Source organism: Pectobacterium carotovorum (assembly GCF_900129615.1).
In the GTDB taxonomy this organism is placed as follows: domain Bacteria; phylum Pseudomonadota; class Gammaproteobacteria; order Enterobacterales; family Enterobacteriaceae; genus Pectobacterium; species Pectobacterium carotovorum.
Genome location: NZ_FQWI01000011.1, coordinates 1 through 23,755, shown reverse-complemented (window position 1 = coordinate 23,755; position 23,755 = coordinate 1). Strand labels below are relative to the sequence as shown.

The window sequence follows — 23,755 nt, the reverse complement described above, 5'->3', positions numbered from 1 at the left end:
GGCGTTATACCTCATTACAGGGCGCGGCTTCCCAGCGATAGCCGATGCCGTATACCGTGCGGATAAATGAGGTCTCTTCGTCTAGCTGTTCCAGCTTGCGGCGAAGATTTTTGATGTGGCTATCGATGGTGCGGTCGGTCACGACGCGATAATCGTCGTAGAGCTTATCCAGCAGCGCCTCGCGAGAAAACACCTTGCCCGGCTCGGTGGAGAGCGTCTTGAGCAGGCGAAACTCTGCTGGCGTCAGGTCAAGGTTCTGCCCCAGATAGCTGGCCTGAAAGCCGCTTTTATCAATCAACAGGGCCGTTTCGGTTTTCTCTGCGGCTTTCAGCCCGTCATTTTGCCAGCCGCAGCGGCGCAGCAGCGTTCTGACGCGCACGACCACTTCACGCGGGCTGAAGGGCTTACAAATATAGTCGTCGGCACCAATTTCCAGCCCCAGCAGGCGATCGATCTCTTCGCTACGGGCGGTGACCATAATAATCGGCACGTTGGAAAACTGGCGGATAGTGCGGCAGAGCGTCAGGCCGTCGCAGCCCGGCAGCATTAAATCCAGCAAAATGAGTGAAGGAGAATGCTGCCGCACCCACTCGACGACATCGTTGCCGTTGGGCAGCCAGTGCGTGGCATAGTCCGCTGCCTGAAGGTAATCCACCAGCAGTTGCCCCAATTTGGGCTCATCTTCGACGATCAGAATCGGTGATGCCATAGCGAAATCGGGTGCGGTTGTCATAGCTCTGCTTATTTAGGTGTGGATCTTAATCAGCTTCGTGCAAGGGAAGCTCGATGGTAATCATCACTCCCCCTAATGGTGAATGTTCAGCATACAGCCGTCCGCTATGCGCCTCAACGATATTATTGCAGATCGCCAGCCCCAGCCCGGAGCCGCCGCTGGCGCGGTTGCGCGAACTTTCCGCACGGTAAAAGCGCTCGAAAATCAGCGTGAGCTGTTCGTCGGTCACACCGGGGGCGCTGTCCTGCCAGATAATCGCCCAGCGTTTATGCTGCTGAACCACCGTAATGGTCAACTGACCCTGCTCATCCGTGTAGCGCAGGCTGTTTTCCAGAAGGTTATTAAATAGCTGGCTCAGCCGGTCCGGGTCACCAAAGACGCCAGCCTGAGTCGGTAAAGCGGTGGTGAGCGTAATCTGCTTTTTCTGGAAACGTTCATGAAACGCGGCGATAGCAATATGCAGAATTTGCACCACGTCCACGGACGTTTTGCGGTAGGCCAGCGCCCCGCGATCGGATAGGGTGAGCTGATGCAGATCGTCCACCAGTTTGGTCAGCGTCGCGACTTCAGACTGGAGCGAGTGCAGAGAATTCGAGTCGGGTTTACGTACGCCATCCTGCAAGGCTTCCAGCTCGCCACGCAGCACCGCCAGCGGCGTTCTCAACTCGTGGGATACGTCGGCCATAAACGCGCGACGGGACTGCTCGTTTTTTTCCAGCGTGATGGCTAGCTGGTTGAAGTCTTGCGCCAGCCTGCCTAGTTCATCGTGCGAGCTTGCCGTCACGCGCGTACTGAAATCCCCCGATGCCAAACTGTGCATGCCGTTGACCAACCGCTTGACGGGCGCGAGCAGGCCACGCGCGGTGAGCCAGGTGGCGATAATCGCGAGCAGCGTCGAGAGTGCGACAATCAGCCAACTGGTGCGCTGCTGCTGTTGATCGAAACTGATATCGGCGTTGCGGGTCAGGCGTTCAACGGGCGAGGCGACAATCCAGCCGACCGTTTGGTTTTGCACCTCAATCGGCTGCCAGGTGCCTTCGTTCGGGATGGGAGCGGGAGAGCCAAACAGTTTGCGTTTACCAGTATCGAGCACCCAAAGACGGACTCGCCATCCTTGCATGCTGTTGTCGGTATCGTTGTTCTGATCCATCGAGTGCAGCATCTTGAACACCAGACGCTCATTGTTACGCAGGAATGACCAGTTGCCGTGCTGCTGATATTGCTCCGCCAGTGCATCGCGCAGTTGCGTGACCCGCTGTTCGTTGCCGCGCTTAATGTAGTCGATAAAGCCACGCTCGAAGCTGGCGCGCACACCCCAGTGCATGGTAATCAGCACCAGCATGCAGGTGGCGAAAATCGCGAGAAACAGTTTAGCGGTGATTCCGAATTTCATGACGACCTCACGATTTACGCGGCAGCGTTGACTGCTTGACGCTGTCCATTGGCACGCGATTAAAAATCAACACGGGCAGGGCGATGATGACGATCATGCTGAGATAGGTGTAAATAAACACCATGTGCGTTTCGCCGCTTCCCGCCGCCATGTGCGGCTGGGAAAACATGCCCAGCAGAATGCCTGCGATGCTGACGCCGAGGCTGGTGGACAGCTGCATGGTCATCGACAGCAGGCTATTGCCGCCGCTGGCGAGCGTATCCGGCAGATCCTTCAACGTCAGCGTGTTCATGGTGGAGAAGCGAACGGCGTTTACCGTACCGAGGAAGAACAGCACAATTGGGATCATCCAGATCCATTTCATTAGCGCAACCAGTGCAAACAGCGCCGTGATCAGCGCCAGCAGCAGCGTGGAGATAATCAGCACGCGGCGGTAGCCGAGTCGGTTGACGACCTGCACCACGATCCGCTTCATTCCCATGCTGCCTAGCACCATCGGCACCATCATCAGCCCAGCGTGGAACGGAGAGAATCCCATTCCCAACTGTAAAAACAGCGGCGTCATAAACGGCAACATGCCGCTGCCGATGCGCGCCAAGAGCCCGCCTGTCAGGCCGATAGAAAAGGTGGATGTGTCGAACAGATGCAGGTTAAACAGCGCCCGTTTGTTGTGACGGGCGTGCAGCCAGTAGCTTAATAGCGCGATCAGCCCGACGGCGATTAACGCGAAAATGGCAATTGGCGGAATGCCCAGACTGCGGTTGCCGTCCAGCGCCAATGTCAGCGTTGCCATCCCAACGGCGAGCCAGAGGAAGCCGCTGATATCGAAGCGTTGGGTGCGCATGGTGTAATTGGGCATCAGGAACCAGGTTGCCAACGCGCCGATAATGCCGACTGGCAGGTTGATGAGGAAAATCCAGTGCCAGCTGGCGTATTCCACCAGAAAGCCGCCGAGCGCCGGTCCCATTAGTGGGCCAATCTGGCCGGGCAGCGTTACGAATGTCATCGCCGCCATATACTGATCGCGTGGGACGATCTTCATCACTGTCAGGCGGCCTACCGGCACCATCATCGCGCCGCCGACACCCTGAATGACGCGTGAAACCAACAGTTCATTCAGCGTCTCCGAACGGGCGCACAGCAGTGATCCGAGCGTAAACAGCAGAATCGCGGTGAAAAAGATGTTTTTTACGCCGATGCGATCCGCCAGCCAGCCACTGGCGGGCAACATCACCGCGACGGTCAGCACATAGGAAACAATCACCGAATGCATATGCAGCGGGCTTTCATTCAGACTCGCGGCCATCGAAGGCAGCGCGGTATTCACGATGGTGGTATCCAGCGTCTGCATAAAGAAGCCAAAGGCAACAATCCAGAGCTGCCAGCGGACGGAGGCTGGTTGGGTCATCTTTCATGACCCTCTGGATTGTTGAATACATTGGGCATAGTCGGTGGTGTCCTCACATTTCGCATGGTGCTCTCAAAGCACGAATATTATTATCTCGGAGAGGTTTCGTGCGCTGAGCATTTTCCTTGGCGTAAATTATGCTGAGGGAAATGCATACTCTCGGATAAGCGGCATGGACGCCACGAAAGCCGCTGCCGCGCCTGGAGCGCGTCACTGGCGGCCCGTAAAGAGACGGCTTTCGACGAAGGCACCGCGTAGCGGTACAATTTAGCGCCACAAGCCAGGGTTCCAAGGGCGACGGCAATTGAGCCGCCCTTGGTCGGGCGCGTTCGGGGCGCTATTAGAAAAACGGTGAAGCTTGAGCGCACGAAATATCCCCATAAATAGCATATTAATTAGATAGTTAACGTTAATCCTATTCCGTCACGACAGTGACAAATCCTTCTCCGGTTTTTTGCGCCGAATATTCCTCAGCTTGTCGAAAAACAGATACACCACTGGAGTGGTATACAGCGTGAGGATTTGGCTCATCACCAGCCCGCCGACAATCGTGATGCCGAGCGGTTGGCGCAGTTCCGCGCCATCACCGCTGGTCAACACCAGCGGCAGTGCGCCAAACAGCGCGGCTAACGTGGTCATCATAATCGGGCGGAAACGCAGCAGGCAGGCCTGAAAAATGGCGTCCTGTGCGCTTAACCCGCTGCTGCGCTGTGCCACCAGCGCAAAATCCACCATCATGATCGCGTTCTTCTTCACGATCCCAATCAGCAGCATGATGCCAATCAGCGCCACCAGACTAAACGGTGCGCCGAACCACTCCAGCGCCAGCAGCGCGCCCACGCCTGCCGAGGGCAGGGTAGACAGAATCGTCAGCGGGTGGACGTAGCTTTCATACAGCACGCCCAGCACGATATACACGGTGATAATCGCTGCCAGAATCAGCAACAGTTGGGAAGACTGCGACTGCTGGAATGCCTGTGCGGTACCGGAGAATTGACCGCGTACCGCTGACGGCACGCCCAGCGACGTCATGGTTCTTTCTATCGCTGCCGTCGCGCTGGAAAGATCGGTGCCCTCTGGCAGGTTAAAAGAGATCGTCGAGGCGGCGGACAGCCCCTGATGGTTCACCGACAGCGGCGAGTTGATCGGCTTCCAACTGGCGAAATAAGAGAGCGGGATAGGCTTACCTTCGTTATTGATCACGAACATCTTGTTCAGTGAACTGACATCCTGCGTGTAGGCGTCGTCCACTTCCATCACCACCTTGTATTGGTTTAACGGCTGGTAAATGGTCGAAATCTGGCGCTGTCCGAAGGCGTTATTGAGCAGCGCGTTAGCGGCAGAAACGCTGATGCCGAGCTGCGCCATCGCATCGCGATCGTAAGTGAGCGCCATTTCCGCGCCTTTATCCTGCTGATCGGAGTTCACATCGGCCAGCTCAGGGAGTTTGCTGAAAGCAGCACGAATCTTGGGTTCCCAGATGCGCAGCTCGCTCAAATCGTCAGACAGCAGCGTGTACTGGTATCCGGCGCTCGCTTCCCGCCCGCCGATACGAATATCCTGCACCGGCATTAAAAACAGGTTGGCACCGGGTTCTTTTGCCAGCTTGACGCGCAGGCGACTGATCACCTGCTGTGCCGATACATCACGTTCGGACAGCGGTTTCAGTGAGATAAACATCGAGCCGCTGTTGGTGCGCGATCCGCCGGTAAACCCGTTCACGTTATCCACCGCCGGGTCGCTGCTGACAATGGTCATGAAGTTCTGGAGTTTCACCGTCATGGCCTGAAAAGAAATACTCTGATCGGCCTGAATGAAGCCCATCAGCCTGCCCGTGTCCTGCTCTGGGAAGAAGGTCTTGGGAATGCTGATGTACAGCCAGACGTTGAGCGCGATCGTTCCCAGCAGGAGCAGCAACACCCAGCGCGCATGGTTGAGCACCCATTTCAGCGAGCGCCCGTAGCCTTGCTGCATGGCGAGCAATACACGATTAAAGCCACGGATGCGCGGCTGGCTACGCTTGGGTACAGCACGCAGCAGGCGGGCGCACAGCATCGGCGTCAGCGTCAGCGAGATCAGTAGCGAAATCATGATCGCTACCGACAGCGTGACGGCGAATTCGCGGAATAATCGCCCCGGCAAGCCATCCATCAGCAGCAGTGGGATGAACACCGCCACCAGCGACAGACTCATCGATAAGACGGTAAACCCCACTTCGCGCACGCCCTGAAGCGATGCCTGTAGCGGCTTCATGCCGGCTTCGATGTGGCGGGAAATATTCTCCAGCACCACGATGGCGTCATCCACCACGAAACCGGTGGCAATGGTAAGCGCCATCAGCGACAGGTTGTTCAGACTAAAGCCGCACAGGTACATGGCGGCGAAGGTGCCGATAAGCGACACCGGGACGGCCAGCGCTGGAATGGCGGTTGCACGGGCTGAACGCAGGAACAGGAAGACGACCAGAATAACCAGCGCGACGGCGATAATCAGCGATTGCTCGACCTCCGCCAGCGAGGCGCGAATGGTGGGTGAACGATCCTGCGCGACGTCCAGCTGTATTTCGGCAGGCAGGCTGGCACGCAGTTCTGGCATCGCGGCGCGGATATTGTCTACCGTGGTGATAATGTTGGCATCCGGCGCGCGGCGAATCATCACCAGAATCGCAGGCTTCGAGTTCGCCATCCCCGCGTTACGGGAGTTCTGCACCGAATCTTCTACCGTGGCGACGTCGCTCAGGCGGACGGCGGCCCCGTTGTTGTAGTGGATAATCAGCGGCGCGTAGGCATCGGCGGTTTTGAGCTCATCATTGGTTTGTATCTGCCAGCTTTTCTGGCTGTTTTCCACGTTCCCCAGCGGCTGGCGCACGTTTGCCTGCGCGATAGCCTGCCGTACCTCATCGAGGGAAATTCCCTGATTAAACAGCGCCACTGGATTCAGCGCGACGCGCACGGCGGGCAGCGAACTCCCGCCGATGGAGACATCGCCAACGCCTTCCATCTGCGAAATTTTTTGCGACAGCTGGGTAGAAGCAAAGTCGTACAGCTGTCCCTGACTGTAGGTGTCCGAGGTCAGCGTCAGAATCATGACGGGGGCGTCGGACGGATTGACTTTGCGGTAGGTCGGACGGCTGGACATGCCGGACGGCAACAGATTCTGTGCCGCGTTAATAGCTGCCTGCACATCACGCGCCGCGCCGTTGATATCCCTGTCGAGATTAAATACCAGAATGACACGCGTACTACCGAGTGAGCTGGTGGAAGTCATTTCGCTGACGCCCGCGATCCTGCCAAGTGCCCGCTCCAGCGGCGTGGCGACGGCAGAGGCCATGGTTTCCGGCGAAGCACCGGGCAGCGAGGCGCTGACCGAGATCACTGGGAAATCCACCTGCGGCAGCGGCGACACCGGCAGCAGGCGGAAACCTAATACGCCACAGAGCGCGATGGCCAGCGTCAGCAGCAGGGTGGCGACGGGGCGGTGGATGAACAGGGCGAAGAACTTCACTCGGTTTCTTCCTCCTGACGTGGCGCACGGCGGAATCGCGTCGCCAGACGATCAAACAGCAGGTAGATCACCGGTGTGGTAAACAGCGTCAGGACTTGGCTCATGATCAGGCCGCCGACCATACAGATCCCCAGCGGCTGGCGCAGTTCTGCGCCGACGCCGGTGCTCAGCATCAGCGGCAGCGCACTCAGCAGCGCCGCCATAGTGGTCATCAAAATCGGCCGGAAACGTAGCAGACAGGCCTGATAAATCGCGTCATACGGTTTCATGCCCTGTTCTCGCTCCGCCGCCAGCGCGAAGTCGATCATCATGATGGCGTTTTTCTTCACGATCCCGATGAGCAAAATGATCCCGATAATGGCGATCACATCCAGCTCATTCCCCGCCATCATGAGCGCCAGCAGTGCGCCGACGCCCGCCGTTGGCAGCGTAGACAAGATGGTGATCGGGTGAATAAAGCTCTCGTATAGCACGCCAAGCACAATGTACATCGCGACAATCGCCGCCACAATGAGCCACACGGTGCTGCTCAGTGCCGACTGGAACGCCAGCGTACTGCCCTGAAAACGAGTGGTAATATCCGCAGGCAGATTCATCTGCTGCTCGGCCTGCGTGATGGCATCAACCGCTTCGCCCAGCGCATAGCCTTTAGCGACGTTGAAGGAGATTGTCGTCGACGGGAACTGGTCGATATGGTTGATCGCCAGCGGCCCCTGACGCTCCTCAATGGTAGCAATACTGCTGAGCGGAATGGTTCCGCCGTCGCTGCTGATGAGGCGCACTTCATTCAGCGCGTCCAGACCGGTGTTGTTGGTCGTATCGTGCTCCAGCACCACGCGATACTGGCTGGCCTGCGTATAGATGGTGGAAACTAGTCGCTGACCAAAGGCATTGTACAGCGCGCTATCGACCTGTGACATTGTAATACCCAGACGGCTAGCGCTGTCGCGGTTCACGTTGACGTAGGCGACCGCTGCGCCGTCTTGCCAGTCGCTGCTGACATCCTCTAGCTGCGGCAGTTTTTTCAACTCGGTCATCAGCTTTGGCACCCACTCGCTCAGCTCGTCCAGCGACATCGCCTGCAAGGTAAACTGGTATTGCGTGCGGCTAATCTGGGTGTCGATGGTGAGATCCTGCACCGGTTGCAGATACAGCTGAATGCCGGGGATCTGGGCAGTTTGCTGTTGCAGACGGCTGATGATCTCTGGAATACGTTCGCTGCGTTCACTGAGCGGTTTCAGGTTGATTTGCAGTCGGCCGCTGTTCAGCGCGGCGTTTGTGCCGTCAACGCCGATGAACGAGGACACGCTTTCCACCGTCGGATCTTTCATGATGATGGATGCGACACGCTGCTGGCGGTCGGCCATATTGCTGAACGAGACCGTCTGCGGTGCCTGCACGGTGCCCTGAATGATGCCGTTATCCTGTATCGGGAAGAAGCCTTTCGGGATCCAGATATAGAGCAAAACTGTCAGCAGCAGCGTACCGAGCGCGACGCTGAGTGTCAGCCACGGATGATTCAACACCTTACGCAGCCAGACGCCGTAGGCATCAATCAGGCGAGTGAAGAAACGTTCGCTGGCGCGGGTAAAGCGGTTCTGTTTACGCAGCGACTGATGGCTCAGCATTCGTGCGCACATCATGGGCGTCAGCGTGAGCGAAACGACGGCGGAAATCAGGATAGACACCGCCAGTGTGACGGCGAATTCGCGGAACAGGCGTCCGACGATATCGCCCATAAACAGCAGCGGGATCAGCACCGCGATGAGGGAGAAGGTCAGAGAGATAATGGTGAAGCCGATTTCCCCCGCGCCTTTCAGCGCCGCGTTAAGCGGTTTTTCCCCTTTTTCGATATAGCGGGCGATGTTTTCAATCACCACGATGGCATCATCCACCACGAAACCGGTGGCGATGGTCAGCGCCATGAGCGTCAGGTTATTGATGGAGAAACCGAGAAAATACATGGCGGCAAAGGTGCCAATCAGCGACAGCGGCACGGCAATGCTGGGGATCAGCGTGGCGACGGCGTTACGCAAGAACAGGTAAATCACCATCACGACCAGCGCGATAGCCAGCAGCAGTTCGAACTGGACGTCTTTCACCGAGGCGCGAATGCTGGTGGTGCGGTCAGTCAGCGTGGTGACTTCGACGGAATTCGGCAGGCTGGCTTTCAACGCGGGCAGCATCTTGCTAATGCTGTCCGTGGTCGTGATGACGTTGGCACCCGGCTGGCGCTGAACGTTAATAATGATCGCCTGCTGCCGATTCGCCCAGGCACCGAGATGAATGTTCTCGGCGGCCTGCTCAATCGTTGCGACATCCTGAAGCCGCACCGGCGCGCCATTCTTCCATGCAACAATCAGCTTGCGGTAATCATCAACGGATTTCATCTGATCGTTGGCGGAGAGCGTCACCGAGCGCGTCGGACCATCCAGGCTCCCCTTGGCGGAATTCACGTTGGCGGCAGTAATGGCGGTGCGGATCGTTTCGCTGGTCAAACCGTACGCTGCCAGCGCTGGCGCGTTCAGCCTGACCCGTACTGCCGGACGTTGCCCACCGGCTAACGATACTAGCCCGACGCCCGCCACCTGCGAGATTTTCTGCGCGATGCGGTTGTCCACCATGTCCTGCACCTGCGTCATCGACATGGCGCTGGAGGTGACGGCCAGCGTCATAATCGGCGGATCCGCCGGATTGACCTTGCTGTAGGTCGGTGGGTAGGGCAGATCGTTAGGCAGCAGGTTGCTGGCCGCATTGATAGCGGCCTGTACATCCTGTTCGGCGACGTCCAGCGATAGCTCAAGCTGGAACTGGAGCGTGATAACGGATGCGCCGCCTGCGCTCTGCGTCGACATCTGTTTTAGCCCGGACATCTGTCCGAACTGCCGCTCCAGCGGCGCGGTAATCGCCGAGGTCACCACGTCCGGGCTGGCACCGGGATACAGGGTAATGACCTGAATCGTCGGATAATCGACTTCAGGCAGCGCGGACACCGGCAGCGCCCGATAGCCGATAATACCGGCCAGCAGAATGGCGATCATCAGCAGCGTCGTGGCGACCGGACGCAGAATAAACAGGCGTGACGGCCCACCGCCGCTGGCTGGAACGGTATCCTGCATCAGGATTTCTCCCCAGCGATTGCGGGCGTTTTCTCCGTCAACGCAGAGGGAATGACTTCCACTTTCGCGCCTTCGGTCAGGCGGTCGATACCGTCGGTCACGACCTGAACATTCGCGTCCAGCCCGGCGGTCACCACAACTAGCTGGCCGTACTGAATGCTGGTGGTAACCTGACGCTTACTCACTTCATTTTTATCATTCAGAATCCAGACGAAGCGGCCTTCATTGCCCATTTGTACGGCGGCGGACGGCGCGACGACGGCATTTTTCAGCGTGTCGACCTTCATGCGGATATTCACGAACTGGTTCGGGAACAGGGCATCGTCCAGATTGTCAAAACGCGCTTTGAGCTTGATCGTGCCCGTGGTGGCGTCGATCTGGTTGTCCATGCTCAGCAGGATGCCCTGCGAGAGTTTCTTTTGATTAGCACGATCCCAGGCTTCTACCACGGGCGGCTGACCTGATTTCTGCGCACTCAGAATCGTGGAGATTTCCGCTTCCGGTACGGTAAAGACCACATCGATAGGGTAGGTCTGCGTAATCACGACAATGCCATTGGTGTCGCCGCTGGTGATGTAATTCCCCACATCGACCTGTTTTAAACCGATCCGACCGCTGATAGGGGCGGTGATTTTGCTGTAATCCAGCTGAAGCTGTGCGCTGGCGACGGCACCTTCATCGGCTTTTAGCGTGCCTTCCGCCTGACGAACGGCGGCGGTCTGCGCATCCAGTTCTTGACGGGAGATCAGGCTGGTTTTCACCAACTGCTGATAGCGCGCTAAATCCTGTCGGGCGTTAGCCAGTGAGGCCTGATCTTTTGCCAACTGTCCCTGAGCCTGCGTCAGCTCAACCTGAAAAGGACGCGGGTCGATTTCCGCCAGCAGCTCGCCAGCCTTAACCTGTTGCCCTTCCTGAAAGTGTAACGCCATCAATTGCCCGTTCACCCGACTGCGCAGCGTCACGGTGTTGGCCGCTGTCACGGTGCCTAACCCGGACAGATAATAGGGCACGGAAGCGGATTGCGTCATCGCAGCCTGCACAGGGGCCAGCGTGCGCATAGCAGCGCGGCGTCCACCGCCATTGCTATTGCTTCCCGAATGTGACGTACGGGCGGCATGCTGTTCACTCGTGCCAGGGGCGGCAGGCGGTACCTGGGTAAAATGGCGCCAGATCAGTACGGCAATAGCGATAACGGCGGCAATTACCAGCAGGCCTCGGATACGTTTGGCATTCATAGTGATGGATTACTCTCTCCAGGTTGCGCGGGAGGCACGGCGTAGCCGCATACTTCACGCTGCATGTGCGTTGGCTGTCATACCCAGCACGTTATTAGACCAATGGCCTTATTTTACTAGTTTAAACAAGGGATGCCGGACAAAAATGAAGGAATTATGGAAGATATGTCAGGGTTTGTAGGAAAAAGAATCCGGCAGCATAAGGCCGCCGGATAGAGATAAAAATTTTATAACGTGATGAAGGATTACAGCACCAGACCGGCGATAGCGGCGGAAAGGATGCTCACCAGCGTAGAACCGTAAACCAGTTTCAGGCCGAAACGGGAAACCACGTTGCCCTGTTGTTCGTTCAGACCTTTAATCGCACCGGCAATAATACCGATGGACGAGAAGTTGGCGAAGGACACCAGGAACACAGACAGGATGCCCACGCTGCGCGGAGACAGTTCGCCTGCTACTTTTTGCAGTTCCAGCATCGCCACAAATTCGTTAGAAACCAGTTTGGTTGCCATGATGCTACCAACCTGAAGGGCTTCGTGAGACGGGATACCCATGATCCAGGCGAACGGATAGAACACGTAGCCGAGGACTTCCTGGAAGCTGATGCCAAAAATGGCGCTGAAAATCGCATTGACCGCGGCAATCAGTGCAATGAAGCCGATCAGCATCGCTGCAACGATAACGGCCACTTTGAAGCCTGCCAGAATGTATTCGCCCAGCATTTCAAAGAAGCTCTGATTTTCATGCAGATTACCCAACTGCAATTCCTGCTCTTCACCGACTTTGTAGGGGTTGATCAGCGACAGCACGATGAAGGTACTGAACATGTTCAGAATCAGCGCGGCAACGACGAATTTGGCATCCAGCATAGACATGTACGCACCGACGATAGACATCGAAACGGTCGACATGGCGGTCGCGGACATGGTGTACATGCGTTTTTCGGACATCTTGCCCAGAATGTCTTTGTAGGCAATGAAGTTTTCGGACTGGCCGAGAATCAGTGAACTGACTGCGTTAAAGGATTCCAGTTTACCCATGCCGTTTACTTTGGACAGAACCGTACCAATCGCGCGGATGATGATGGGCAGCACTTTAATGTGTTGCAGGATACCGATCAGCGCGGAAATGAAGACGATAGGGCAGAGCACTTTAAAGAAGAAGGAAATCAGGTTCTTCTCACTGTTAACCATGTCACCGAATACGAAGTCCGTCCCTTGACCTGCAAATCCGAGTAGTTTGTCGAATAGCGCTGCGACCCCTTTGACTGCGCCTAATCCGATGTCGGAGTACAGGAAGAAATAAGCGAGCAAAATTTCGATGACGAGTAACTGAATAATAAAACGAATACGAATACTTTTACGATCGCGGCAGACGAGTAGTGCCAGCGCCGCAACAACAACCAGCGCCAGAATAAATTGCGCGATATGGGACAGGGACATGTGTGCTCCAAATATGAGGCAGGCCTAATTTTCCACGTCATTTTATGTAACGCGTGCATTAAAAATGAGAGGAAGAACGCAAAAAAACAATTATACCTTGGGATTTTATCTAAACTAAATGCTACGTCTCGTTATTCGCACTTTTCTGATCATTCATTATTCTTATTCCACACAGAAAGTGACGTCGGCCTACTTGAGGTTGCAGGCTGGCGGGGCTTTTCATGATGTTTTCTGCATGATTCAAAAGGAGAGTGATTATGTCAGTATCAGATACCACACGTGAGCTTGGACGTTCTGGGATCGTGGTTCCACCTTTTTCTTTCGGCGGTAATGTCTTTGGCTGGACGGTTGACGAATCGACGTCGTTCAGCCTGTTGGATGCGCTGCTGGCGCACGGGCTGAATTTCATTGATACCGCTGATGTCTATTCGCGCTGGGCTCCCGGCAATCAGGGCGGTGAATCTGAAACCATCATCGGTAACTGGCTGAAAAAAAGCGGCCAGCGTGACAAGGTCATTCTTGCCACCAAAGTGGGTATGGATTTAGGCGATGGCAAGAAAGGGCTGTCTCCCCGCTATATTCGACAGGCGGTCGAGGCCTCATTACAGCGTTTGCAAACTGACTACATCGATCTCTATCAGGCACATACTGACGACAAAGATACACCGCTGGAAGAAACGCTGGCCGCGTTTGATGCGCTGATTAAAGAGGGCAAAGTGCGCGCGATTGGGGCGTCTAACTACAGTGCGACGCGTCTGGCGGAGGCGCTGAAAGTCAGTAAAGCCAACCATCTGGCGCGTTATGAAACGCTGCAACCGGAATACAATTTGTACGATCGGCAGGGTTATGAGGCCGCGCTAGAGCCGCTGGTGCGTGAGCAGGGGATTGGCGTCATTAGCTACTATTCGCTGGCTAGCGGGTTTCTGTCAGGCAAGTATCGTCAGCCGAAGGATGCGTCGAAAAGCGCACGCGGGCAGGGCGTAGTAGAAAAATACCTGAACGAGCGCGGTCGCACCATTTTGGAAGCGTTGGATAGCGTGGCGAATGCGCATCAGACGACGCCATCGCAGGTCGCGCTGGCATGGCTGATCGCACGCCCGAGCATCACTGCCCCAATCGCCAGTGCGACGTCGCTGGAACAGGTAGCCGAACTGGCGGGCGCGACGCGGCTGGTGCTGCCAGCAGAAGATATTGAACTGTTGAATCGCGCGAGTCGTTACTAAGAAATTGATACCTTCGAAGTGGTGATTTTTATGCGGACGTGAAGATGGTTTCGTGCGCCACAAATGTTGTGAATGTATGGGGGTATGGTTGTTATCCGGCGTAAAAAATTATGCATCGGTAGGCTTGACCGCCGAGTGAGCGGCATGGATGCCGCGAAAGCCAGTGCCGCGTCGGGAACGCGTCACTGGCGGCTCGGTTAGCGGGCATGAATACCGATGGGACCGCGTAGCGGCATAATTTCCGCCAAAAGCCTAGGGGTCACGGGGCGGGCGGCGTTTGAGCCGCCCCGTGTCGGGCGCGTGCTACGAGGTAGCATGAAAATGACGGTATTATCGCGCACGAAACTGCTTCAATAGTGGCATAAAAATGTGGCTAAGAAATAGCGACCGAGCAGACTTAAAACCGCTACCGCGCTTCTGCTCCATCATCCTCAAACCAGGCGGCTAACTCGCGCCGCAGGTTATCCGACTGGGTGCCGAAGATGGCCTGCACCTGATGGCCGACGATGATCACGCCGATAGCGCCCAGTTTTTGCAGACTGTCGCTGTTAACCAGCCGCAGGCTGTGAACCTCGACCCGCAGGCGGGTGATACAGGCATCCAGACTGACGATATTTTCTTTGCCGCCAAAGGCGGTTACCAGTTGCTGCAAGTTTTCTTTGTCTAGCGGTGAAGCGATTTCAATCTCGGTAATTTGCTTACCCAACATTGATGCGAACAATTTCCGAAAATTGTGAATCTTGCCCATCGTAGTCACCTCTTCGTTTGTTTATCAGCGTGCGTATGATAATGCCGTCCACGTAACATTACTGTTAGGCGACACACGGTGATGAAGTTCCGTAGGAACATCTGCACTGTGCTCGCCCAGTATCGTTATGCTTAACCGACAAGCATGAGCCTTACTGTAGCGCGCGGCGTAGAATCCGGCAGCCGTAGCCTGACAGGTCGAGCGCCCCTGAAAGTGTGCTGCCCGTGGTCATTTCCTCGTAGGTGGCAGGCAGCGCGATCTGTTGCGGCGTTGCCGTGTAGTTCTGTACGAAGATAAACTCACTTTCCCCGTCATCACGACGATGAGCGACAATGCCGTAGGGCAGGCCGGTCGGTAGCGCACGCGGTAAATCCAGCGTCTGTATCAGCGTGGTGAAGAAATCACGCTGGAAGGCGAGATCGTTACGCGATGCGATGTAATAGGTTTGACCCTTGCCGTAATCATTGACCGTAACGGCCGGACGACCCGCGTAGAAATCGCTGTCATAGGTTGCCAGCGCCCGCGCACCTTCAAGGTGAATTAGCTCGCACAGGTGGGTGACCTGATACGGGCCGACCAGACGTTGCTCGTTGCCGTCCAGACCGCTGATGCTGTTACTTTCATGATCGTACAGCCCATCGATTTCTTCTGCCCAGATCCCCATGATCGGACGCAGCGGGCCAGGGAAACCGTTTTGGTGACACAGATCGGTTTCGTTGACGACGCCAGACCAGTAGGTGGTGACGAAGCGGCCGCCTTGTTTGACGAAGGCATCGACACGTTCGGCAAAGCCATCGCGTACCATGTAGAGCATCGGTGCGATCACGAGCTGATAGTCGCTGAGATCGACATCGGCGTTGATGATATCCACCGCCACGCCTTGTTCCCAGAACGTACGATAATGCTCGGTGACGGTTTTCTCATAGAACAGCCCCGCGTTGCGTGGCCCTTGGGCGTTATCCATTGCCCAGCGGCTTTCCCAGTCGAAAATGATGGCGACTTTGGCGTCAACCCGACTTCCTGCCACCGGTGCGAGTTTGTTGAGTATGTCACCCAATTCCTGCACTTCACGCCCAACGCGGGTGTCGATATGTCCGACATGATCGACGACGGCACCGTGGAATTTTTCAACGGAACCGCGGCTTTTACGCCACTGGAAATACTGCACGGAGTCTGACCCGTGTGCGACGGCCTGAAGCGAAGACAGGATATGCATGCCCGGCTTTTTCAGTTTACTGATCGGCTGCCAGTTGGTCAGGCTTGGCGTTGACTCCATCAGGTAGAACGGTTTTCCACCTTTCAGCGTACGCATCAGATCGTGATACATCGCGGTGTAGGCGCCCAGCGTGCAGTCATCTTCCGCGTTATGCCACAGCGGGTAGCTGTCCCAGGAGACGAAGTCGATCACCTTCGCCAACTGCCAGTAGTCGTAATCATAGAAGTATTCCATGAAGTTCGTCGTCGTTGGCAGAGACGGATTTTCGGCTTTTAGCGGTGCAATTTCTGCGGCACAGAAATCGCTGACCTGTGAGGTGTTAAAGCGTTTCCAGTCCAGATTCAGGCCGTGGATGGATACTTCACCGATGGGCGACGGGGGTTCTAACTGTGACCAGTCGGTGTAGGTGTGGCTCCAGAAGGTGCTCCACCACGCTTTATTCAGTGCATCTATCGTGCCGTAGCGCGCTTTCAGCCAGCTCTGGAAGGTGCTGCGGCAGGTATCGCAATGGCACTCGCCGCTGTATTCGTTGGAAATATGCCAGCCGATCACTGCAGGATGGTGCGAGTAACGCTTTGCCAACTGGGTGTTGATTTGTTTTACTTTCTCGCGATAGTTCGGCGAACTCAGGCAGTGGTTGTGGCGACCGCCGTGCAGCGCCTGCACGCGGTTGCTGCCTACACGCAGTACGTCTGGGTATTTTTGCGATAGCCAAGCTGGGCGTGCGCCGCTCGGTGTTGCCAGAAAAACGAAGATACCGTTGGCATACAGCGTGTCGAGGATGCCATCCAGCCAGCCAAATTCGTAGCGACCTTCTTCCGGCTCAATCCCAGACCAACTGAAAATGCCCACGGACATGACGTTGCACTGTGTCTGCTTCATCATCTCAATGTCTTTTTCCAGAACCTCTGGGTCGTCCAGCCATTGGTCAGGGTTATAGTCTGCGCCGTGCAGCAGAACAGGCACCTTGCTGCTTAGCGGGGGGAATTTGAACATCGTTCTCTCCTAAACGGGTTGTCACGCTCTGAATACGGTTTACGACTTACTTAAACGCTTTGATGGAGGGCAGTACGTTGCCTTTGCAGTCGAACAGCGCTTGGTTTTCCCGTGCGTTGCCTTCTTTCCATTCGTCGTTGTTGTATTTCATACCCGCTTTCGTGGCCCAGGTTGCGCCTGGGGTAGGCAGCCAGATTGGCTCCCAATAGAAGACGCCTTTGCCGCGCTGGTTGGGTACGTTGATGACGCTTTGCATCAAATCGTGCAGGTAATTGGCCTGACCCTGAACGGAAGCAGGGTAACCGCCGGCATCCAACTCTTTTTGCTGGAAGCTGTTTTCCGCGTTATCGCAGTTTTCCAACGTGTAAGCATAGGCGGCTTCAACCACGATGATGTCTTTATTGTAGCGTTTGGTGACGTCGTTCATGTTGTACTGCAACGCGCTGATGGGGCCGTTCCAGTAGGTGTAGAACGAGGCACCGATGACATCAAACGGGACATTACGTTTGACGATTTCATCGAACCACCAGATAAAGGTGTCGTTTTTGGTGCCTTCCGCCAGATGCAGCATGATTTTGACGTTATTCGCGCCCTGTACGTCCTTCACGCCCTGAATACCGGCTTTCAGCATCGCCGCGAGGCGATCGAATTCGCCGCCACCCTGACCCCAACTTTTTCCTTCCGGCCACAGCATCCCGCCGTTCAGTTCGTTACCGATCTGCACCATATCCGGCATGACGCCCGCTTTCTGGAATTCGCTAATGGTGGCTTTGGTGTAGTCATGTACGGCAGTCGTGAGCTGCGCTGCATTTAGGCCAGACCAGGCTTTGGGCTTGTTTTGGTGAGCCGGGTCGGTCCAGAAATCGCTGTAGTGGAAATCCAGCAGTATTTTCATTCCGTTCGCTTTGGCGCGTTTAGCCAGCGCCAGCGTGGTCGCCAGATCGTTGTTACCGCCGCCGTAACCATTGCCTGCCGCATCTTTCGGATCGTTCCAGATGCGCAGACGGATATAGTTAATGCCGTTCTCTTTCAGGATCAGCATGGCATCTTTCTGTTTGCCATGTTCGTCATAAAATTTTCCGCCGTGCTTTTCCACCTCGTTCAGCATGGAAATATCCGCGCCTTTAATGAAGTCGGCAGGGACGTTCGTCAACTTATTGATCGTCACATTCTCTGCGGCATACAGGGTTTGCGGCAGGGAGAAGGTCAACAGGCCAGTTGCCAGCATGGCGGCCATCAGTACGCGTTTTTTCATTTTCATTTTACGTTCCTGGAATAGGTACAGATGTTGAGTTATTACCCTTTGGTTCCGCCTGAAGTCAGGCCGGAGACAAAGTACTTTTGCAATGAAAGATAAAGAATGGCGACCGGTACCGCGATCAGCACGGCACCCGCGGCGTAGGTGGTGTAGCTGGCTCCCATCTTTTGCGAGACCAGGTTGTACAGCCCGATGGGCAGCGTGTACTGATCCGGCGTGCGTAGGATGGTGCTGGAGAGAATGAAGTCGCCCAGCGGGCCGGTAAACGAGAACAGGGCTATCACCGCGATGATCGGTTTGGACAGCGGCATAATGATCTCGATAAAGATGCGGAAGTTGCCTGCGCCGTCCATACGCGCGGACTCATCCAGATCTTTCGGAATGGCATCCAGATAGCCTTTCATCAGATAGGTATTCATCGGGATCATGCCGCCGACGTAAACCAGTACCAGCGCAATATGGCTGTTCACCAGCCCCAGCATCTGCGCCAGTACGAAGATGGCGATCAGCGCGGAGAACTGCGGGATCATCTGCAAGAGTAGAAACAACATCAGCCCATTCTGGCGGCCGCGAAAGCGGAAGCGAGAGAAGGAATACGCGGTGAAACTGACGCTGACGAGCGTCAGAATCATGGTCAGGAAGCTGATTTTCATCGAGTTCCAGTACCACGCCGCGTAGTCAATCTGGCCGTTAAACAGCTCCTCATAGTGAATGAAGGAGAAGTTATCTGGGATGATCGAGGTGTTGAGCAGGCTGTTGCCGGGGTTCAGCGACGCGCCAACCGTCCAGATCAGTGGATAAATAATGATAACGGCCACGATCGTCAACAGCAGGTAGGTCAGGCCGAGTTTGATAAAATTCTGGCGTTTAACGCTGTGTTTTTTCATCTGCGCGCTTTCCTATGCCATGTTGTCTTGTTTGAAAGAATTGGTGGCGCGGAACTGCCACAGCGCGACGCCCACGACAAAAATCGACAGCAGAATGGTGATGCTGGCTGCGATCGCATATTGGGAAGAAGACATGGTCAGCTTATAAATCCAGGACACCAGAATATCCGTCCCGCCCGCGTTGGAGCCGATCACCGCCGGTCCGCCGTTGTTGAACAGATAGATGATGTTGAAATTATTAAAGTTGAACGTGTACTGCGTGATGATGATCGGTGCAATGGAGTAGAGCACCAGCGGCAGCGTGATAGTGGTCAGCTTGTACCAGCTGCTGGCACCGTCAATGGTTGCGGCTTCGTACAAATCGTCAGGAATCGCCTGCAATACGCCCGTCGTCATGGCGAATACAAACGGGAAGCCTAACCAGGTTTGCATCAGAATCAGCGCGGTCTTGGTCCAGAACGGGTCGGTCATCCACGCTTTAGGCTCAATCCCCAATGCGGCCAGAATGCCGTTATTAATCACGCCAAACGTTTCGTTAAACATCCCCGCGAAGACCAGAATAGTGACGAAGCCCGGCACTGCCCACGGCAGGATCAGGATGGTGCGGATCAGCGGCTTGAAACGCAGCCCTTTCTGGTTCACCAAAATCGCCAGCAGGATGCCTACGGCGCACTGGAGTGTGGTCGCAATCAGCGTCCAAATCACCGTCCATTGCAGCACATCAAAGAACGTTGAGCGCCAGAGATCGAGCCGGAAGATGTTGATAAAGTTCGTCATCCCTACCCAGTCGACGAGCTTGGCGGGCGGTGTGTGATAGAGATTGTAATTGGTAAAGGCAATGGAAAAGCCGAAAACAATCGGGAAAACCACGACAAAGACCAACAGGATGAAGCCAGGCGTGATCATCAGATAAGGGAAGCCTTCGCTCAGCAGCATCTGATATTGCTTTTTCACGCTGTTCAACGGCAGGCCTTTATCGCGTCTAGCACCGCACACGTAAGCATCGCGCAGGCTGAGATAGTAAACGCCGACGCCAAAAGCGGCGACGATCACGCTGATAATGCCTTTTGCCAGCAGAAAGATAGAATGATCGCGCGGCAGCTCAGTGCCCAGCGTGATGAGCCCCCAGGCGCCGTTTCGCAGGAAATCATGGAATATGCCGATGAAGCAGGCCATGACGATAAAGAAAAGCGCGCCTTTGACGAACTGGCGATTATAAATCTGTCCGAGTCCGGGGACGAGCGCCAGCAATACAGCCGTTCTGGCGTGGCGACATCCTCTTTCTTGTGGCGTAAGGCCGCTGGCGTTGACGGTCACATCTACCTCCATTTTCTTAAAAACATGGGTATCCCTCACATCCCGAAACCGATTGGGGAGAAATAAGGGATCCCATGTTGACCCACGGTGGTGCAGGGGATTACTGGTTACTGTGGTTAGCTTCTATCTGCATTTTGATAATCTTCACGGCAGATTCCAGCGCCGCTTTGGTGTCCTGCTTGCCGGTCACGCTCAGTTGCAGCGCGCTGTTCGCTGGCGTCCAGACTTCCTGCATTTCCGGTACGCTCGGCATAGGAACGGCATAACCAGACTGGATCGCGACAGCACGGGATTTTTCGTCATCCTTAATCAGCGGATCGTCAACCAGCGCCGCGATCGGTGGGATTTCGCCAGTTAACTGGAAGCGAATTTTGGCGTACTCAGGCTGGTTGATGAACTCGATGAATTTCTGCGCCAGCTCTTTGTTTTTGGAGTAGGTGGAGATGCTGTAGCCTTTCACGCCCAGCAGCGAACGCGGATGCTCGCCGTTTGGCAGCAGCGGCAGTGGGGCGACGCCATAGTTTACGCCCGCGTTTTTGTACGGTTGGAACGCCCACGGACCGGTAATCACGGCAGCGGCTTTTTTCTCGGTAAACAGGGAATCGATGGCGTTAGCGCCGGTTTCACCGACGATGCCCGGTGGGAACAGGCCATCTGCATAGAATTTCTTGATGTAGTTGACGGCATCGATAGTGGCTTGTTTATCCAGACCGATGTCTTTTACGTTCGGTGAACCGTTGCTGTTCTGCCCGAAAATGTAGCCACCCATCCCGGCGATGACGCCATAGGCGTAATAAATTTCGTCAAATTTCGCCAGCAGACCATAGCGGCCTTCGGCACGTTGCTGTTTGGAGAAGGTGAACAGGTCGTCGAATTTTTCCGGCGGCTGTGGCATCAGGTCTTTGTTGTACACCAGCACGGTGGTTTCAACCGCTTTCGGCACGCCGTACAGCTTACCGTTATAGGTTTGTGCTTCCAGTGCTGGTTTGGTGAAACTCGACAGGAACGTCTGATCCAGCTTCAGTTCGCTGATCAATCCCTGAACCACGGCGGTACCGACCTGATCGTGTGGCATCACGATTACATCCGGGCCGATCCCCGCTGGGCCATCCAGACGGAGTTTCTCAATCTGCTGTGCGTAGGGCGTTTCCAGCACTTTGATTTTGACATTATTCTGTTTTTCAAAGGCTTTGATCGCGTCGGCGATGCCGTCGGATTTCTTGATATCTTCCCATACCAGAAGTTCTTTGTCGGCTGCCAGCGCTGATTTGCTGAGTACACCGGTGATACCCAGTGAAATCATAATGACGGTGGCCAGTGTTTTCATTTTCATCATTAGTCCTCAAAGCCCTGGTGGGCCCATCATGGTAGGAAATCGTCGCGTACTTTCCGCTTTCGCCGTTTTTGCTGTCTCTGTGCGATGTTGGTGTAACGTTACATCACACGGCAGTACACCGCAGAGAATGAGGCATCTAACAGTACACGTTGTTTGGCGATCGTCGCTGTGTGGTGCTTGACGCTTTATTACGCGTTTTCCACAAACTAGGATAACGGTTACACCAATGGCGATTACATTAAGCAGAGTGCGCCACGTCTGCCAGCGAAACATGTAAAGGCTGTGATCTTATGCACAAAAGTAACCCCCTGTTTGTGCAAACGGTTACACCATGCTGTTATATTGCAATTATGACCAGCGTGCAGGTAAACCTGGCCGGATGCTAATGCATCTGGAAGGGCTACCGAGCCATTTTGAGTAGACGACCACTGGGCCGTTGTGACTCAGCGCTTATATCCTGAAAAGCAAAATTATCAAGAGGTTACCGTTATGGCGTCGATCCAGTTGGATAGAGTGAGTAAGCATTTTGGCAAAACGATTACGCTTCACGATGTGAATCTGACGATTGCGGATGGAGAGTTCGCCGTTTTTGTTGGGCCGTCTGGCTGTGGTAAGTCGACGTTGCTGAGAATGATTGCCGGGCTGGAAGATGTCACAGGCGGTGAAATCATGATTGATGAGGCGGTGGTGAATGATGTTGCCCCTGCTCACCGTGGCGTGGCGATGGTGTTCCAGTCTTATGCGCTGTACCCGCACATGACCGTCGCTGAGAATATGGGCTACGGCCTGCGCGTGAATGGCGTCCCGAAAGACCAGATTAAGCACCAAATCGAGATGGTAGCGAAGACGCTGCAACTGTCTCACCTGCTGGAGCGCAAACCGAAAGAGCTATCCGGTGGGCAGCGCCAGCGCGTGGCGATAGGGCGCGCCATCGTGCGTAACCCGAAAGTGTTCCTGTTTGATGAACCGCTGTCGAACCTGGATGCAGAGCTGCGCGTGGATATGCGTTTGCACATTGCCAAACTGCATCAGGAATTGAAAACGACGATGATCTACGTGACGCACGATCAGGTCGAAGCCATGACGCTGGCCGACAAAATTGTGGTCATGAACTACGGCAAAGTCGAGCAGGTTGGATCGCCGATGGAGCTTTATTATCATCCGGTTAACCAGTTTGTTGCGGGTTTTATCGGCTCGCCAAAAATGAACTTCCTGCCTGCGCAGGTCATCGATTGGGCGCCGGATAGCCTGACGGTGAATGTTGCTGAGCAGTTGCAGCTTGAGCTGCCGATTCGCACTGGCGAACTGACCGTTGGCAGCGCGATAACGCTGGGGCTGCGGCCGGAACACGTGTCACCGGAAGGTGAGGGGATTCGTCTGTCATTCGGTTGTGAAGTCGTCGAACGTTTAGGTAACAGCACCTACCTGTTCGGCCAATGCTGTGGCATCGACAACTTCAAACTTCTGCTGGCGGGTGACAGTGCCTTCAAACCTTATGAACATATTGAGGTCTTCTTCTCCCCGAATAACTGTCTGGTGTTCAACGCCGATGGCCTGCGTATCAGTGAGTAGTAAGCGACTGCATCGCTGAATCTCAATAGCCAAAATCCCTTCTAAACATAAACAGCGCCCTTAGCGGGCGCTAATTCTGACATTTATAAATCCTCTATTGCGAAATATGTCGCTGCTCTGTGTGTTCCAGGCGTAAAAAATTGCGCTGAGGTGGGCGTGACTGCCGCGTCGGGAACGCGTCACTGGCGGCCCGAATAGCGGTCACGCACGCTGAAGGCATCGCGTAGCGACGCAATTAGCGCCGAAAAGCCAGTGGTCAAGGCGCTGCGGCGATTGAGTAACCGTGTTGCCAGTCAAGCACTTCAATCGGTTACGACGCCGTAATTTTTGTCATAGGGCTGTTGAGTATGAAGTACGCCATAGCATAG

General features: G+C 55.3%; 15 protein-coding genes. 2 read left to right on the top strand and 13 right to left on the bottom strand.

All coding sequences use genetic code 11. From position 1 onward, the window contains the following. Nucleotides 1-4: 4 nt before the first annotated feature. From baeR to BUB06_RS18590, 7 genes are all read right to left on the bottom strand, one after another. Nucleotides 5-733 carry an envelope stress response regulator BaeR gene (baeR, locus tag BUB06_RS18620; RefSeq protein ID WP_039474996.1) on the bottom strand — a complete coding sequence of 243 codons (729 nt, stop codon included), beginning with the start codon at nucleotides 731-733 and terminating at the stop codon, nucleotides 5-7. 25 nt (nucleotides 734-758) lie between these two features. Then, the gene (baeS, locus tag BUB06_RS18615; protein WP_039474994.1) at nucleotides 759-2,126 is read right to left on the bottom strand and encodes an envelope stress sensor histidine kinase BaeS; all 1,368 of its coding nucleotides are present in this window, start codon (nucleotides 2,124-2,126) and stop codon (nucleotides 759-761) included. Between the two features lie 7 nt (nucleotides 2,127-2,133). Further along, nucleotides 2,134-3,534, bottom strand: coding sequence for an MFS transporter (mdtD, locus tag BUB06_RS18610; RefSeq protein WP_039474992.1), 1,401 nt, complete (start codon nucleotides 3,532-3,534; stop codon nucleotides 2,134-2,136). A 423-nt stretch (nucleotides 3,535-3,957) separates the two neighbouring features. Continuing rightward, complete coding sequence (gene mdtC / locus BUB06_RS18605) at nucleotides 3,958-7,038, bottom strand: multidrug efflux RND transporter permease subunit MdtC (protein ID WP_039474989.1); 3,081 nt, start codon at nucleotides 7,036-7,038, stop codon at nucleotides 3,958-3,960. Beyond that, on the bottom strand, nucleotides 7,035-10,157 hold the full coding sequence (locus BUB06_RS18600) for an MdtB/MuxB family multidrug efflux RND transporter permease subunit (protein WP_039474988.1): 3,123 nt from the start codon (nucleotides 10,155-10,157) through the stop codon (nucleotides 7,035-7,037). The genes mdtC and BUB06_RS18600 overlap by 4 nt, the downstream gene beginning before the upstream one ends. Beyond that, nucleotides 10,157-11,392 (bottom strand): MdtA/MuxA family multidrug efflux RND transporter periplasmic adaptor subunit, encoded by a 1,236-nt coding sequence (locus BUB06_RS18595; protein ID WP_039474985.1) that lies wholly within the window; start codon nucleotides 11,390-11,392, stop codon nucleotides 10,157-10,159. The genes BUB06_RS18600 and BUB06_RS18595 overlap by 1 nt, the downstream gene beginning before the upstream one ends. A 245-nt stretch (nucleotides 11,393-11,637) precedes the next feature. Next, nucleotides 11,638-12,828, bottom strand: coding sequence for a NupC/NupG family nucleoside CNT transporter (locus BUB06_RS18590; protein WP_029368774.1), 1,191 nt, complete (start codon nucleotides 12,826-12,828; stop codon nucleotides 11,638-11,640). A 263-nt stretch (nucleotides 12,829-13,091) separates the two neighbouring features. On the opposite strand from BUB06_RS18590, the gene BUB06_RS18585 reads away from it, so the two are divergent. Next, nucleotides 13,092-14,057, top strand: coding sequence for an aldo/keto reductase (locus BUB06_RS18585; protein ID WP_039474982.1), 966 nt, complete (start codon nucleotides 13,092-13,094; stop codon nucleotides 14,055-14,057). Nucleotides 14,058-14,463: 406 nt separating this feature from the next. Here the strand turns inward: BUB06_RS18585 and BUB06_RS18575 are convergent, their stop codons facing one another. The 6 genes from BUB06_RS18575 to BUB06_RS18550 all read right to left on the bottom strand — a co-directional run bounded on the left by BUB06_RS18575 (nucleotide 14,464) and on the right by BUB06_RS18550 (nucleotide 21,812). Continuing rightward, on the bottom strand, nucleotides 14,464-14,805 hold the full coding sequence (locus tag BUB06_RS18575) for a glucose PTS transporter subunit EIIB (protein ID WP_010301002.1): 342 nt from the start codon (nucleotides 14,803-14,805) through the stop codon (nucleotides 14,464-14,466). Nucleotides 14,806-14,956: 151 nt separating this feature from the next. Further along, nucleotides 14,957-17,017 (bottom strand): beta-galactosidase, encoded by a 2,061-nt coding sequence (locus tag BUB06_RS18570; protein ID WP_039474979.1) that lies wholly within the window; start codon nucleotides 17,015-17,017, stop codon nucleotides 14,957-14,959. A gap of 46 nt (nucleotides 17,018-17,063) precedes the next feature. Continuing rightward, nucleotides 17,064-18,278: a glycoside hydrolase family 53 protein gene (locus tag BUB06_RS18565; protein ID WP_039474977.1), complete on the bottom strand. Its 1,215-nt coding sequence runs from the start codon at nucleotides 18,276-18,278 to the stop codon at nucleotides 17,064-17,066. Nucleotides 18,279-18,313: 35 nt separating this feature from the next. After that, nucleotides 18,314-19,162, bottom strand: coding sequence for a sugar ABC transporter permease (locus BUB06_RS18560; protein WP_039474975.1), 849 nt, complete (start codon nucleotides 19,160-19,162; stop codon nucleotides 18,314-18,316). A 12-nt stretch (nucleotides 19,163-19,174) separates the two neighbouring features. After that, on the bottom strand, nucleotides 19,175-20,491 hold the full coding sequence (locus tag BUB06_RS18555) for a sugar ABC transporter permease (RefSeq protein ID WP_048329346.1): 1,317 nt from the start codon (nucleotides 20,489-20,491) through the stop codon (nucleotides 19,175-19,177). Between the two features lie 88 nt (nucleotides 20,492-20,579). Further along, complete coding sequence (locus BUB06_RS18550) at nucleotides 20,580-21,812, bottom strand: extracellular solute-binding protein (RefSeq protein WP_010300990.1); 1,233 nt, start codon at nucleotides 21,810-21,812, stop codon at nucleotides 20,580-20,582. Nucleotides 21,813-22,304: 492 nt separating this feature from the next. Between BUB06_RS18550 and BUB06_RS18545 the strand changes: the two genes are divergently transcribed. Further along, nucleotides 22,305-23,387, top strand: a complete 1,083-nt coding sequence (locus BUB06_RS18545; protein ID WP_039474973.1) for an ABC transporter ATP-binding protein — start codon at nucleotides 22,305-22,307, stop codon at nucleotides 23,385-23,387. Nucleotides 23,388-23,755: the final 368 nt, after the last annotated feature.